Source organism: Lactobacillus panisapium, assembly GCF_019469265.1.
Classification (GTDB): Bacteria; Bacillota; Bacilli; order Lactobacillales; family Lactobacillaceae; genus Lactobacillus; species Lactobacillus panisapium.
Genome location: NZ_CP048268.1, coordinates 1,593,583 through 1,610,716, shown reverse-complemented (window position 1 = coordinate 1,610,716; position 17,134 = coordinate 1,593,583). Strand labels below are relative to the sequence as shown.

Below are 17,134 nucleotides of genomic sequence, written 5' to 3'. Positions count from 1 at the left end.
CATAATTACGGTTCATTAATAACTAAAAAAATTCAGTAAATATTTTTAATTATTTTAAATAACAGTAGTTTTGCAATTAAGAAAAAAATAATATTTAAAATAAGCACAAAAATTAAATAACTTGACCCAAAATAATGATTTTAGTATATGAAATCACTTGATAAATAAAGGTTTATTAATTTTTTGAATCGGGTAATCTTTTGTCTTATTTAAAAAGACAGAGCTTATAAAAATCATTTATTGCATTTTTGAAAAGCGCTTTACAGTGGGGTATAGCAGCCACTTTGTTAATAAAATCATTTGAAAAAGAGCTTTATACATCATGATAAATGTGCTAAACTACTTTTGTTATATATTAATGTTATATATTAAATGAAAGAATGGTGAGTATAATTTGAAGAGAAACTCGAATCTTATCGAAGAAACGAAAAATACAAATTATAAGATGCATAAAAGCAAAAAAGGATGGCTTGTTAGCTATTCTTTATTAACATTTATGCTCGGTGGAATTTACTTAGGAAGTAGTTCAACTGCTCCCGTAAAGGCCGCTGATATTGATAATCAAAAGGATCAAAAAGGAGTAGATCAAGACCTTCAAAAGACTGTCGAATCGAAGTCGCTGGAAGATGCAAAATTAAATGCTTCTACTACTATTAACACTGAAGCTACTACTATTAAGGAAAAGATTAATTCTGATTTGAACTTATCTAGTAGCAAAAAGGCGCAACAAGTCAAAAAAGTTGATGCCTTGGTTACTGCTGCCAAAACTAAGGTTGATGCAGCAGCTAATTTAGCTGATGTTAAAGCGGTTATTGAAGAGACTGTATCAAATATTGATAATGCTTATGAACCAGGCTCAGTTGTTACTAAAGCTAAGTCAACTGCTAAAAAGAGCACCAAAAAAGCTCCTGTAATAAGTAAGAATGTTAAACCTGCTTCAAAGAAGGTTGGCGTTACTACTTATAAAGGTTTGAGTTCATTCTTCAAATCTGCATCAACTTCTAACGGTGTAACTGCAACTAATGATAATTCAGCAGCTGTAGCTGCAACTACGGCTAAGACTGATAAATCTGAAGCAACCAGTTCACTTGTAACTGATTCTGCCGCAAATTCAGCAACTGATTCTGCTAAAATTGCAGCAAATAATGCAACTACTAATACTAAAGTAGAAGGTACTTCAGACAATAAGGCAGTAGACAAGAGAAGTACAAATGATGTAACTGCTCAAGATGAAGCAACGCCAAGAATTGATACAGCAGCTGACACCGATGGGGACAAAACTGTTGCTGTTGGTAACGACCCAGATGGTGGACGTAATAAGTTTGACGAAGATTTGAAAAACAATCCATTAGGTCAAACTAAGACTTCTGTTAATATTCCGGTACCTGATCAAATTACTAATCCTGATAAGTACAAAACGAAAGTGGCAAATGTTTCAACGTACGCAGAACTGAGCGCCGCTTGGAAGGATTTAACTGTTACCTATATCAATATAACAAGCGATATAGCTTATACAACTGGTGGTACACTTGGAATGCGTGCTGCTGGCACTAATATTGTAGTTAATGGTAACGGACACACTATTGATTTAGGTAATACGGATTTTGGCGCATTTTATTTTAACAATACTAGTGTCAATACGCCAACATCGGTTACTTTGACTAATGCTACTTATAAGCAATCATATAATAGTGGTAGTGGGTTCGGTGATGGCTGGGACGGTCATTCCTTAGTTTTCACTCGTAATGGGATAGGCTTAACCGCCAATTTTGATAATATAACACTAACTACAGATGATCCTAGAGCATTTAACACGTCAGCAACTACTTGTATGTCACCTAGTCATGCAATAACTGCTGGGTATGCTTATGTTAAATTCTCTGGTAAAAATACTTTCAATATTTCTGATGAAGTTACTAGATATGTTACAAAAATAGAAATGGCTAATAATAGTTCCATTAGGATGAACCGTGTAGCAGGATCAACTCCTAACTCAGAGTTTTGGTACGATTACCAAAATACTACCCCTAACAGCATTGGTTACGGCAATTCATTTTCTATGGGTAACGGTTCAGTTAACGAAGCATATGTTTTTAATAATCGAACTGCTAATTTCCCAGCTTTGTATAAGAATATTGATAAAGTTAAAGTTGGGGATAACGTAACTTGGAAGCAATCTGGTTTTCAATACTTTTTAGACACCACTTATACTCAAGATCCTAATGGAACTTACGATTTCGGACAGAATTTTGATTTAACAGTGCCCGTTTCTACTATGCCCAATGCAATAAGTCTCCGAAATAATCAAAAGGCTACATTTGCTCCTGGTGCAAAGTTAGATATTAATCAAAACAATATTAACTCAATTATTTCAGTGGCCGGTACCTCCAGTGTAGTATTTACGTCACCAAAAAGTCTCCACTTTGCTGTCAATAATGGGTCAGGAAATCCAGCCCGCCCAGGAAATATTATAACTGGTAGTGGTAGCGTAACTCTAAACAATTCAAAGATAAGTACTTGGTTAAATACGAATTCGCAAAAAACCAACCCAGCTGATAATACATTGCAATTTGCGGAAATGACTGTAAAAGGTGGGAATGCTTATATTATTCCTATAAATGCCCAACCGGGTACTCCTTCAAGTCCATCCAACATTATTCAAGGTGGTACACGAGAAATTCAAACTCTTGCCGTTAGTGTTGGTAGGGTCGGAGTTCAATATGTTGATCAAAATGGCAAACCATTATCTGATAAACCTATCGATATAGGTATCAATGATAATGATAACTTTGTTGGTCAAAGTATTCCTTTCATTACAGACAAATATGTTAATGCTTTAATGCCTAAAGGCTATATGTGGGCATTAGGTAATCAGGTCTATGCTGGTGCAAAAAAGGATAAGCAAAGTGGCGGTAATCCAATCAGTACTGATGATGATGGTGATGAATTAACAGGTCAAGCATATGTTGGTACAGTACCAATGCACACAGATGATGATGATAAAGATCCTAATCACTTTGATTACATTTATAAGATTTATGTCTACGGTGCACCGCAAAAGGTTAGCTACCAATACGTTGATTACAAGACCAACCGAGTATTGACTTCACCACTTTCAGGTAGAACTGGTACTGAAGCTGTTGGTGGTGTAACACCAGCTAACTACGGTAACACCATCGACTGGACTAACAAGTACTACAAGACTGATAATGTTCCAGCTGGTTACCATTATTCAACCCAAGCTGCAACTGATGGCAAGCAACCGACAACAACTCAAGTTACTGATAATAATCCGTTAGTTACTATCTTTGTTGAAGGTAACCAGCAGACTATTCCAGTAAGTTTCGTTGATCTAGGTAATGCTGCTGTTAGTCCTATAAATCCGGTAACTGTTACTGGTGTGACTGGTCAAACAATAACTGTTCCAGAAGCTCCAGAAGCAATTAACTCGCAACTTGATCACATTGAGTTAAACGGTAAGACGGTTAAAGCTGGTGATACCTTTGAAATGCCAGATCAAACCAACCTGCCTGCTGATCAAAAGTATTCACTTAAGTATGTTTATGCACCTCTGGATAAAAATAGTGCTTTAAATGAACTGGAAGATAAGTACAATAAGCTAACTGACCCAGTTACTGGTACAATTGCCGGAAATAAAGATTTGACTAAAGATCAAAAGGATGCAGTGAAAAAGCTTGTTGATGACGCATATAATGCAGCTAGAGATAAAATTAACCAAGCAGCTACAAATACTCCAAGCCTAGTAGAGAATGCTAAAAATAGTGGTATAGCGGCCATGGAGAAAGCTTATGAAAACGGTATTAAAGATATTAAGCCGTTAAGTGAGCAAAAGACAGATGCGTATGCTGACATTGAAGCAGTGTATAAGGAGACAGTTAATAATATAAACAACGATCCTACTTTAACCCAAGCTGTGAAGAACGACCAGCTGAAGGCGGCAAGCTCAGCGCATGATGCGGCCATTACCGCAATCGATAATGCTCAAGATGCCGACGCTGTTAATACCGCAGTAGCCACTGGTAAGCCAGCAATTGAAAACTCCTACCAACCGGGTACTGCTCTGAGTCAACAGATAACAGATGCGAAGAAAATAATTGCGCAAGCTTATACTGACACGGCAGCGAAGATAAACGGCGATCCGACCTTATCGAAAGATCAAAAGGCCGCACAGCTGAAGACAGCAGGCGATGAGCGTGATACGGCTAATGCCGCAATTGATGCAGCTAAAACAGCTGATGCTATTAACAGCGCAGTAGCCACTGGTAAGCCAGCAATTGAAAACTCCTACCAACCGGGTACTGCTCTGAGTCAACAGATAACAGATGCGAAGAAAATAATTGCGCAAGCTTATACTGACACGGCAGCGAAGATAAACGGCGATCCGACCTTATCGAAAGATCAAAAGGCCGCACAGCTGAAGACAGCAGGCGATGAGCGTGATACGGCTAATGCCGCAATTGATGCAGCTAAAACAGCTGATGCTATTAACAGCGCAGTAGCCACTGGTAAGCCAGCAATTGAAAACTCCTACCAACCGGGTACTGCTCTGAGTCAACAGATAACAGATGCGAAGAAAATAATTGCGCAAGCTTATACTGACACGGCAGCGAAGATAAACGGCGATCCGACCTTATCGAAAGATCAAAAGGCCGCACAGCTGAAGACAGCAGGCGATGAGCGCGATAAGGCTAATGCCGCAATTGATGCAGCTAAAACAGCTGACGCTATTAACAGTGCAGTAGCCACTGGTAAGCCAGCAATTGAAAACTCCTACCAGCCAGGTACAGATCTGAGTCAACAGATAACAGATGCGAAGAAAATAATTGCGCAAGCTTATACTGACACGGCAGCGAAGATAAACGGCGATCCGACCTTATCGAAAGATCAAAAGGCCGCACAGCTGAAGACAGCAGGCGATGAGCGCGATACGGCTAATGCCGCAATTGATGCAGCTAAAACAGCTGATGCTATTAACAGCGCAGTAGCCACTGGTAAGCCAGCAATTGAAAACTCCTACCAGCCAGGTACAGATCTGAGTCAACAGATAACAGATGCGAAGAAAATAATTGCGCAAGCTTATACTGACACGGCAGCGAAGATAAACGGCGATCCGACCTTATCGAAAGATCAAAAGGCCGCACAGCTGAAGACAGCAGGCGATGAGCGCGATACGGCTAATGCCGCAATTGATGCAGCTAAAACAGCTGATGCTATTAACAGCGCAGTAGCCACTGGTAAGCCAGCAATTGAAAACTCCTACCAGCCAGGTACAGATCTGAGTCAACAGATAACAGATGCGAAGAAAATAATTGCGCAAGCTTATACTGACACGGCAGCGAAGATAAACGGCGATCCGACCTTATCGAAAGACCAAAAGGCCGCACAGCTGAAGACAGCAGGCGATGAGCGCGATACGGCTAATGCCGCAATTGATGCAGCTAAAACAGCTGATGCTATTAACAGCGCAGTAGCCACTGGTAAGCCAGCAATTGAAAACTCCTACCAGCCAGGTACAGATCTGAGTCAACAGATAACAGATGCGAAGAAAATAATTGCGCAAGCTTATACTGACACGGCAGCGAAGATAAACGGCGATCCGACCTTATCGAAAGACCAAAAGGCCGCACAGCTGAAGACAGCAGGCGATGAGCGCGATAAGGCTAATGCCGCAATTGATGCAGCTAAAACAGCTGACGCTATTAACAGCGCAGTAGCCACTGGTAAGCCAGCAATTGAAAACTCCTACCAGCCAGGTACAGATCTGAGTCAACAGATAACAGATGCGAAGAAAATAATTGCGCAAGCTTATACTGACACGGCAGCGAAGATAAACGGCGATCCGACCTTATCGAAAGATCAAAAGGCCGCACAGCTGAAGACAGCAGGCGATGAGCGTGATACGGCTAATGCCGCAATTGATGCAGCTAAAACAGCTGATGCTATTAACAGCGCAGTAGCCACTGGTAAGCCAGCAATTGAAAACTCCTACCAGCCAGGTACAGATCTGAGTCAACAGATAACAGATGCGAAGAAAATAATTGCGCAAGCTTATACTGACACGGCAGCGAAGATAAACGGCGATCCGACCTTATCGAAAGATCAAAAGGCCGCACAGCTGAAGACAGCAGGCGATGAGCGCGATACGGCTAATGCCGCAATTGATGCAGCTAAAACAGCTGACGCTATTAACAGCGCAGTAGCCACTGGTAAGCCAGCAATTGAAAACTCCTACCAGCCAGGTACAGATCTGAGTCAACAGATAACAGATGCGAAGAAAATAATTGCGCAAGCTTATACTGACACGGCAGCGAAGATAAACGGCGATCCGACCTTATCGAAAGATCAAAAGGCCGCACAGCTGAAGACAGCAGGCGATGAGCGCGATACGGCTAATGCCGCAATTGATGCAGCTAAAACAGCTGATGCTATTAACAGCGCAGTAGCCACTGGTAAGCCAGCAATTGAAAACTCCTACCAGCCAGGTACAGATCTGAGTCAACAGATAACAGATGCGAAGAAAATAATTGTGCAAGCTTATACTGACACGGCAGCGAAGATAAACGGCGATCCGACCTTATCGAAAGATCAAAAGGCCGCACAGCTGAAGACAGCAGGCGATGAGCGCGATACGGCTAATGCCGCAATTGATGCAGCTAAAACAGCTGATGCTATTAACAGCGCAGTAGCCACTGGTAAGCCAGCAATTGAAAACTCCTACCAGCCAGGTACAGATCTGAGTCAACAGATAACAGATGCGAAGAAAATAATTGCGCAAGCTTATACTGACACGGCAGCGAAGATAAACGGCGATCCGACCTTATCGAAAGACCAAAAGGCCGCACAGCTGAAGACAGCAGGCGATGAGCGCGATACGGCTAATGCCGCAATTGATGCAGCTAAAACAGCTGACGCTATTAACAGTGCAGTAGCCACTGGTAAGCCAGCAATTGAAAACTCCTACCAGCCAGGTACAGATCTGAGTCAACAGATAACAGATGCGAAGAAAATAATTGCGCAAGCTTATACTGACACGGCAGCGAAGATAAACGGCGATCCGACCTTATCGAAAGACCAAAAGGCCGCACAGCTGAAGACAGCAGGCGATGAGCGCGATACGGCTAATGCCGCAATTGATGCAGCTAAAACAGCTGATGCTATTAACAGCGCAGTAGCCACTGGTAAGCCAGCAATTGAAAACTCCTACCAGCCAGGTACAGATCTGAGTCAACAGATAACAGATGCGAAGAAAATAATTGCGCAAGCTTATACTGACACGGCAGCGAAGATAAACGGCGATCCGACCTTATCGAAAGATCAAAAGGCCGCACAGCTGAAGACAGCAGGCGATGAGCGTGATAAGGCTAATGCCGCAATTGATGCAGCTAAAACAGCTGATGCTATTAACAGCGCAGTAGCCACTGGTAAGCCAGCAATTGAAAAGGCCTACCAGCCAGGTACAGATCTGAGTCAACAGATAACAGATGCGAAGAAAATAATTGCGCAAGCTTATACTGACACGGCAGCGAAGATAAACGGCGATCCGACCTTATCGAAAGATCAAAAGGCCGCACAGCTGAAGACAGCAGGCGATGAGCGTGATAAGGCTAATGCCGCAATTGATGCAGCTAAAACAGCTGACGCTATTAACAGTGCAGTAGCCACTGGTAAGCCAGCAATTGAAAACTCCTACCAGCCAGGTACAGATCTGAGTCAACAGATAACAGATGCGAAGAAAATAATTGCGCAAGCTTATACTGACACGGCAGCGAAGATAAACGGCGATCCGACCTTATCGAAAGATCAAAAGGCCGCACAGCTGAAGACAGCAGGCGATGAGCGCGATACGGCTAATGCCGCAATTGATGCAGCTAAAACAGCTGATGCTATTAACAGCGCAGTAGCCACTGGTAAGCCAGCAATTGAAAACTCCTACCAGCCAGGTACAGATCTGAGTCAACAGATAACAGATGCGAAGAAAATAATTGCGCAAGCTTACACTGACACGGCAGCGAAGATAAACGGCGATCCGACCTTATCGAAAGATCAAAAGGCCGCACAGCTGAAGACAGCAGGCGATGAGCGCGATAAGGCTAATGCCGCAATTGATGCAGCTAAAACAGCTGACGCTATTAACAGCGCAGTAGCCACTGGTAAGCCAGCAATTGAAAACTCCTACCAGCCAGGTACAGATCTGAGTCAACAGATAACAGATGCGAAGAAAATAATTGCGCAAGCTTATACTGACACGGCAGCGAAGATAAACGGCGATCCGACCTTATCGAAAGATCAAAAGGCCGCACAGCTGAAGACAGCAGGCGATGAGCGTGATAAGGCTAATGCCGCAATTGATGCAGCTAAAACAGCTGACGCTATTAACAGCGCAGTAGCCACTGGTAAGCCAGCAATTGAAAACTCCTACCAGCCAGGTACAGATCTGAGTCAACAGATAACAGATGCGAAGAAAATAATTGCGCAAGCTTATACTGACACGGCAGCGAAGATAAACGGCGATCCGACCTTATCGAAAGATCAAAAGGCCGCACAGCTGAAGACAGCAGGCGATGAGCGCGATACGGCTAATGCCGCAATTGATGCAGCTAAAACAGCTGATGCTATTAACAGCGCAGTAGCCACTGGTAAGCCAGCAATTGAAAACTCCTACCAGCCAGGTACAGATCTGAGTCAACAGATAACAGATGCGAAGAAAATAATTGCGCAAGCTTATACTGACACGGCAGCGAAGATAAACGGCGATCCGACCTTATCGAAAGATCAAAAGGCCGCACAGCTGAAGACAGCAGGCGATGAGCGCGATACGGCTAATGCCGCAATTGATGCAGCTAAAACAGCTGATGCTATTAACAGCGCAGTAGCCACTGGTAAGCCAGCAATTGAAAAGGCCTACCAGCCAGGTACAGATCTGAGTCAACAGATAACAGATGCGAAGAAAATAATTGCGCAAGCTTATACTGACACGGCAGCGAAGATAAACGGCGATCCGACCTTATCGAAAGATCAAAAGGCCGCACAGCTGAAGACAGCAGGCGATGAGCGCGATACGGCTAATGCCGCAATTGATGCAGCTAAAACAGCTGATGCTATTAACAGCGCAGTAGCCACTGGTAAGCCAGCAATTGAAAACTCCTACCAGCCAGGTACAGATCTGAGTCAACAGATAACAGATGCGAAGAAAATAATTGCGCAAGCTTATACTGACACGGCAGCGAAGATAAACGGCGATCCGACCTTATCGAAAGACCAAAAGGCCGCACAGCTGAAGACAGCAGGCGATGAGCGCGATACGGCTAATGCCGCAATTGATGCAGCTAAAACAGCTGATGCTATTAACAGCGCAGTAGCCACTGGTAAGCCAGCAATTGAAAAGGCCTACCAACCAGGTACTAAACTGGATGACCAAATGCAAACAGCTAAGGATAAGATTGATCAGATAGCTACTCAAGTTAAGGGTGAAATTGATAAAGATCCAACGCTAACAACCTCTGAGAAGACAGCTCAAAAGGCCAAAGTTGATAGCGATGCCCAGATAGCTAAGGGTAACATTGACAAGGCAGCTGATGCGCAAGGTATACTTGATGCTCTTAATGCTGGTGAAGAAGCAATTAGAAACGATCACGTACCAAACACAACTTCTTTGGAAGACCAAAAGAAGATTGCTAAGGATAAGATTGATCAAAAAGCAGTTGAAATTAAGAATGCTATTGATAATGATGAAACTTTAACAACGGCTGAAAAGACCAAGCAAAAGGCTAAGGTTGATACTGATGCTACTATTGCAAAGCAGAATATTGAAGATGCATTAAATGCTCAAGGTGTTGAAGATGCGCGTAATGATGGCATTAAGCAGATTGAATCTGACCATGTGTCCAATACAGTTTCATTACCTGATCAAAAGCAAACTGCTAAAGACAAGATTGATCAAGAAGCCGTTAATATTAAGAATGACATCGATAATGATGACAGCTTAACAACAGCTGAAAAGTCGAAGCAAAAAGCTAAGGTTGATTCAGATGCTAAGATAGCTAAGACTAATATTGATAATGCTGAGAATGCTCAAGAAGTTAAGGATGAACTCAAAGCAGGTATTACTGCAATTGATAATGATCATGTACCAAATACGGCTTCACTTGATGAGCAAAAGCAGAGTGCTAAGGACAGAATTGATCAAGAAGCTGTTAACATCAAGAATGACATCGATAATGATGAAACTTTAACTAGTTCTGAAAAGGCAGCACAAAAAGCTAAGGTAGATGCCGATTCTAAAGTAGCTAAGGATAAGATTGATACTGCTGCGAATGCACAAGGAGTTAAAGACGAACTCAAGGCGGGTATCACAGCGATCGATGATGATCACCAACCAGGTGCCGTTACACTTGATGAACAAAAGCAGACTGCTAAAGACAGAATTGATCAAGAAGCTAAACTTATCAAGAATTCAATCACGACAGATCCTACTTTGACTAACGAAGAAAAGGCAGCTCAAAAGGCACAAGTCGATGCCGATGCTAAGGCAGCTAAGGATAAGATTGATACTGCTGCAAATGCTCAAACTGTTATCAATGAAACTAATAATGGTATTACCGCAATTGATAATGATTATGTACCAAGCGATACAACACTTGATGATCAAAAGCAAGATGCTAAGGATCGAATTGATGAAGAGGCACTTAAGATTAAGGGTTGGATTGCTAAAGACCCAACACTTGATGATAAGACCAAGGCTGATCAAGCTGCAGCTGTTGATGCCGCTGCTACTAGAGCAAAGCAAAGTATTGATACTGCAACAAACGCTCAGGGCGTTAAGAATTCACGTGATCGTGGTATTACCATAATTGATTCTAAATATGTAAGTAATCCATTTACATTAGCTGAGCAAAAAGAATACGCTAAGCAATTAATTAGAGACGAAGCTGAAATTGTAAAGGCTGCGATTAATAGTGATCCAGTTCTTGATGACAAGACTAAAGCGGATCAAGTTAAGGCTGTAGAAGCTCAAGCCCAAAAAGCAATTGACAGAATTGATGGAGCAGTTAATGCTCAAGCAGTTCAAGTTGAATATGCTAAGGGAATTACAGCACTTCACGCTCAGCACTTATCTGGTACTGATCTTGATTCACAAAAGAAGGATGCTAAAGATAAGCTTGACCAAGAGGCAGCTACAATCACTGGTATTATCAACAAAGATACTTCACTTGATGAGTCTGCTCGAGCAACTCAAATTGCTAATGTTGATTCTGAATTGCAAAAAGCTAAGAATGCAATTGATCGTGCTAAGACTTCACAAGAAATAAGTGATAAAGAAGTTGCTGGAATTAATGCAATTGATGCGCAATATGTACCTGGTAAATCACTTCCAGATCAAAAAGCTAGTGCTGCGAAGGCTCTTGATGATGCCGCTGCTGCAGCAAAAGATAAGATTGCACAATCTAAGAACGTTACTCCTGAAGATAAAGCTAAGGCAAATCAAGCAGTTGATGATGCAGTCAACAGTGCTAAGTCAGTAATTAATGCAGCTCAAGACGCTCAAGGAATTAGCCAAGCTGTTTCTGATGGTATTGATGCAATTAATGCCGTAGTTAAAGCTAATAGTGCAGCTGACCTAAAGGCTTTGAAGCAAAATGCTAAGGATCAAATTGCTACTGAAGCAGCTGCAATTGAAAATGCTATATCTGCTGATCCAACTTTGACTAATGATGAGAAGCAAGTTCAGATATCTAATGTTAAGTTAGAAGCAGATAAAGCTACAAATGCAATTGATCGTGCAGTAGATGCTCAAGAAGTAGCTGATAAACAGGCAGTTGGAATTGCAGCAATTGATGCTCAATATATTCCAGGTAAGTCAATTGCAGATCAAAAGAATGCAGCTGTTAAAGCAATTGACGATGCGGCTACAGCTGCAAAGGATAAGATTGCACAATCTAAGAATGTTACTGATGCTCAGAAGGCAAAGGCAAACCAAGCAATTGATGATGCCGCAGCTAAGGGCAAGGAAGCAGTTAGAGTAGCAGTTGGTTCTGATGAAATTAGTAAAGCTATCTCCGATAGCGCAATCGCAATTAATGATGTGGTTAAAGCTAATAGTGCTATTGAATTAGCAGGACAAAAGCAAAGTGCTAAAGATTCAATTGATGATGAAGCATTAATTATCAGAAAGAGAATTAATAGTGATGCAAGCTTAACCGCAGCTGAAAAGTCGAAGCAAATAGCTAATGTTGATCTAGAAGCAAATAAAGCTAAGAATGCAATTGATCGTGCGGAAGATGCTACAACTGTTAACAGTAAGATGAATGCTGGTGTTGAAGCAATCGATGCACAGTACATTCCTGGTAAGCCATTTGAAAGTCAAAAGTCTGATGCTATTCAAGCAATTACTGATGCAGCTACTGCAGCTAAAGATAAGGTTGACAAAGATCAATCTAAGACTGCTGCAGAAAAGACTAAAGAAAAACAAGCTATTGATGATGCCGCAGCTGCAGCTAAAGATTCAATTAACAAGGCCAAAGATGCTGAAGACATTAATAATGGTAAAGCAGCTGGTATTGCTGGAATTGATGTAGCTCAAAAACCAGTTATTACTCTTGACGATCAAAAGCAAGCTGCTAAGGATGCAATTGATGCCGCAGCTAATACAGCTAAGAACAAGATTTCTCAAGATTTGAATTTAACTAATGAGCAAAAAGCTGCTGCGAATAAAGCAGTTGATGATGCCGCAGCTGCAGCCAAAGATGCTGTTGATAAAGCAACTGATGCTGATGGAATTGAAAAGGCTAAGTCTGATGGAACTGCGAATGTAACTCAGATAACAACTGATGCAGATAACCAGGCTCAATTCCAAAAAGATAAGTCTGTAGCTAAAGATCAAATCAAACAAATGGGTGAAGATGCTAAAAAGGCCATTGATAAATCCGAGTTAAGTGACAGCGATAAAAAAGCAGCCAAGGATAAGATTGATCAAGCTGTAAAAGAATTTCAAGATAAAGCTGATGCTGCCAAATCTAATGAAGAATTACTAATTGTTATGGCCGATGCTTCAAAAGTAATTAATTCATTTGGTAAAAATAATAATGGTTCCGGTTCAAATGGTTCTGACTCAAATGGCTCAGGATCAAACGGTTCTGGCTCAAATGGTTCAGGCAACAATGGCTCTGACTCAAATGGTTCAGGCTCGAATGGTTCCGGTTCAAATGGTTCAGACTCCAACGGCTCAGGTTCCAATGGCTCGGGCAGCAATGGTTCAGGATCCAACGGTTCTGGCTCAAATGGTTCAGGCAACAATGGCTCTGACTCAAATGGTTCAGGATCTAACGGTTCTGACTCAAATGGCTCAGGCAGCAATGGTTCCGGTTCAAATGGTTCTGACTCAAATGGCTCAGGCTCAAACGGTTCAGGATCAAATGGCTCAGGATCAAACGGTTCTGGCTCAAATGGTTCAGGCAACAATGGCTCTGACTCAAATGGTTCAGGCTCAAACGGTTCAGGATCAAATGGCTCAGGCAGTAATGGTTCAGGATCAAATGGTTCTGACTCCAACGGTTCAGGATCAAATGGCTCAGGCAGCAATGGTTCAGGATCAAATGGTTCTGACTCAAATGGCTCAGGATCCAACGGTTCAGGATCTAACGGTTCTGACTCAAATGGTTCCGGCAGCAATGGTTCAGGATCAAATGGTTCAGGATCAAATGGTTCAGGCTCCAACGGTTCTGACTCAAATGGCTCAGGCTCCAACGGTTCAGGATCAAATGGCTCAGGATCAAACGGTTCCGGCAGCAATGGTTCAGGATCCAACGGTTCTGGCTCAAATGGTTCAGGCAGCAATGGCTCTGACTCAAATGGCTCAGGCTCCAACGGTTCCGGCAGCAATGGTTCAGGATCCAACGGTTCTGGCTCAAATGGTTCAGGCAGCAATGGCTCTGACTCAAATGGCTCAGGATCAAACGGTTCAGGCAGCAATGGTTCAGGATCCAACGGTTCTGGCTCAAATGGCTCAGGCAGCAATGGTTCAGGATCAAATGGTTCTGACTCAAATGGCTCAGGATCCAACGGTTCAGGATCTAACGGTTCTGACTCCAATGGTTCCGACAGCAATGGTTCAGGATCAAATGGTTCAGGCTCAAACGGTTCTGACTCGAATGGTTCAGGATCAAATGGTTCAGGCTCAAACGGTTCTGACTCGAATGGTTCAGGATCAAATGGCTCAGGATCAAATGGTTCCGGATCAAATGGTTCAGGCTCAAACGGTTCTGACTCCAATGGTTCCGGCAGCAATGGTTCAGGATCAAATGGCTCAGGCTCCAACGGTTCCGGCAGCAATGGTTCAGGATCAAATGGTTCTGACTCCAACGGTTCTGGTTCAAATGGCTCAGGCTCCAACGGTTCAGGATCTAACGGCTCTGGCTCAAATGGTTCAGGCAGCAATGGCTCTGACTCAAATGGCTCAGGATCTAACGGTTCTGACTCAAATGGCTCAGGCTCGAATGGTTCAGGATCTAATGGCTCAGGATCCAACGGTTCTGACTCAAATGGTTCAGGCAGCAATGGTTCCGGTTCAAATGGCTCAGGCTCCAACGGTTCTGGCTCAAATGGTTCAGGATCAAATGGCTCAGGCTCCAACGGTTCCGGCAGCAATGGTTCAGGATCCAACAGTTCAGGATCCAACGGTTCTGGCTCAAATGGCTCAGGCAGCAATGGTTCAGGATCAAATGGTTCTGACTCCAACGGTTCAGGATCAAATGGCTCAGGCAGCAATGGTTCAGGATCAAATGGTTCTGACTCAAATGGCTCAGGATCCAACGGTTCAGGATCTAACGGTTCCGGCTCCAACGGTTCTGACTCGAATGGTTCAGGATCAAATGGCTCAGGATCAAATGGTTCCGGATCTAATGGTTCAGGCTCCAACGGTTCTGACTCAAATGGTTCCGGCAGCAATGGTTCAGGATCAAATGGCTCAGGCTCCAACGGTTCCGGCAGCAATGGTTCAGGATCAAATGGTTCTGACTCCAACGGTTCTGGTTCAAATGGCTCAGGCTCCAACGGTTCAGGATCTAACGGCTCTGGCTCAAATGGTTCAGGCAGCAATGGCTCTGACTCAAATGGCTCAGGATCTAACGGTTCTGACTCAAATGGCTCAGGCTCGAATGGTTCAGGATCTAATGGCTCAGGATCCAACGGTTCTGACTCAAATGGTTCAGGCAGCAATGGTTCCGGTTCAAATGGCTCAGGATCCAACGGTTCCGGCAGCAATGGTTCAGGATCAAATGGTTCTGACTCAAATGGTTCAGGCAGCAATGGTTCCGGTTCAAATGGTTCAGGATCCAACGGTTCAGGCAGCAATGGTTCCGGATCAAATGGCTCAGGATCTAACGGTTCCGGCAGCAATGGTTCAGGCTCCAACGGCTCAGGATCAAATGGTTCAGGCTCCAACGGCTCAGGATCAAATGGTTCAGGCAGCAATGGTTCAGGATCAAATGGCTCAGACTCCAACGGCTCAGGATCAAATGGCTCAGGCTCGAATGGTTCAGGATCAAACGGCTCAGGCTCCAACGGCTCCGACAGTAATGGTTCAGGATCCAACGGTTCAGGCAGCAATGGTTCCGGCTCCAACGGTTCTGGCTCAAATGGCTCAGGCAGCAATGGTTCCGGCTCCAACGGCTCAGGCTCAAATGGTTCTGGCAGCAATGGTTCCGGCAGCAATGGTTCCGGCTCCAACGGCTCAGGATCTAATGGTTCAGGCAGCAATGGTTCCGGCTCCAACGGTTCTGGCTCAAATGGCTCAGGCTCCAACGGCTCCGACAGTAATGGTTCAGGATCTAACGGTTCCGGCTCCAACGGTTCTGACTCAAATGGCTCAGGATCAAATGGTTCAGGCAGCAATGGTTCCGGCTCAAATGGCTCAGGCTCAAATGGTTCCGGCTCCAACGGTTCTGACTCAAATGGTTCTGGCTCCAACGGTTCAGGATCAAATGGCTCAGGATCAAATGGTTCAGGCAGCAATGGTTCCGGCTCCAACGGTTCTGACTCAAATGGCTCAGGCTCAAATGGTTCTGACTCAAATGGTTCAGGTTCAAATGGCTCAGGCTCAAACGGTTCAGGCAGCAATGGTTCCGGCTCTAACGGTTCTGGTTCAAGTTCACAAGGCTCTACAAGTACTGGTGGTGCTGGCGCTACTGTTACAGGCTCAACTGGCAGTGATTCTGCTACTGGTCAAGGTACTGCTGCAGAAACTGCCGGCGCTGGTGCTGGTGCTGATGCAGCTCAAGCAACAGATCGGAAGCTTAAACATAATGCATACTTCTATGACAAGGATGGTAAACGTGCCAACTTATTAGTTGCTAAGAAGGGTTCAACAATTTCTACCTTTGGTGAAGCTACTAATATTGGTGGTCGTGAATTCTACCTGACTGATAATGGTCTATATGTTGCTGCTAATAACTTTAAAGAGCAGAAGCGGACATTGAAGCACAATGCATTTGTTTATAACCAGAATGGTAAGCGTGTAGGTACTAAACTACTGAAGAAGAACAGTAAGGTTGGTACTTACGGCGATCCAGTTTCAATTCACGGCAAGTCTTACTACATTGTTGGTACTAATCGTTATGTTAAGGCAGCTAACTTTAAGACAGCTAGAAAAGAAGCAAATAACGTTATCGCAGATGGCGTAACTTCAAATGCTGTTCTTGAACATGATGCTTATGTATATAATGGTGATGGCAAGAGAATTAACCAAGTAGTTCTTAAAGCTGGTTCCAAGATTACAGCTGGCGATACTAAGACAATTGATGGTCGTCAATTTGTTGAAATTGCTAACGGTCAATATGTAGCAAGTGATAATGTTACAGGAACGGCTCGTAAATTAACTACTAAGGCAGCTATTTACAATAAGTACGGTAACAAGACAAGTAAGCCTGCAATGAAGAAAGGCGAAACTGTTCAGACTTACGGTGATATAGTTGTTATTAAGGGCAAAGCTTACTACGCAATCGGTAACGATGAATTTATTAAGCAAACAGCCTTTGAATAAAAATAAAGGTTAGCTAAATAACCCAAGAAGAAAGAAGCTCCTATCTCATAAGAGGTAGGGGCTTCTTTTGGTCTAATC

The 17,134-nt window shown here is 43.3% G+C and carries 1 protein-coding gene; it reads left to right on the top strand.

The window, feature by feature from the left end; translation table 11 throughout:
* The first annotated feature begins 394 nt into the window (after positions 1 to 394).
* Complete coding sequence (locus GYM71_RS07665; RefSeq protein WP_220220035.1) at positions 395 to 17,056, top strand: DUF1542 domain-containing protein; 16,662 nt, start codon at positions 395 to 397, stop codon at positions 17,054 to 17,056.
* The last annotated feature ends 78 nt before the right edge of the window (positions 17,057 to 17,134 follow it).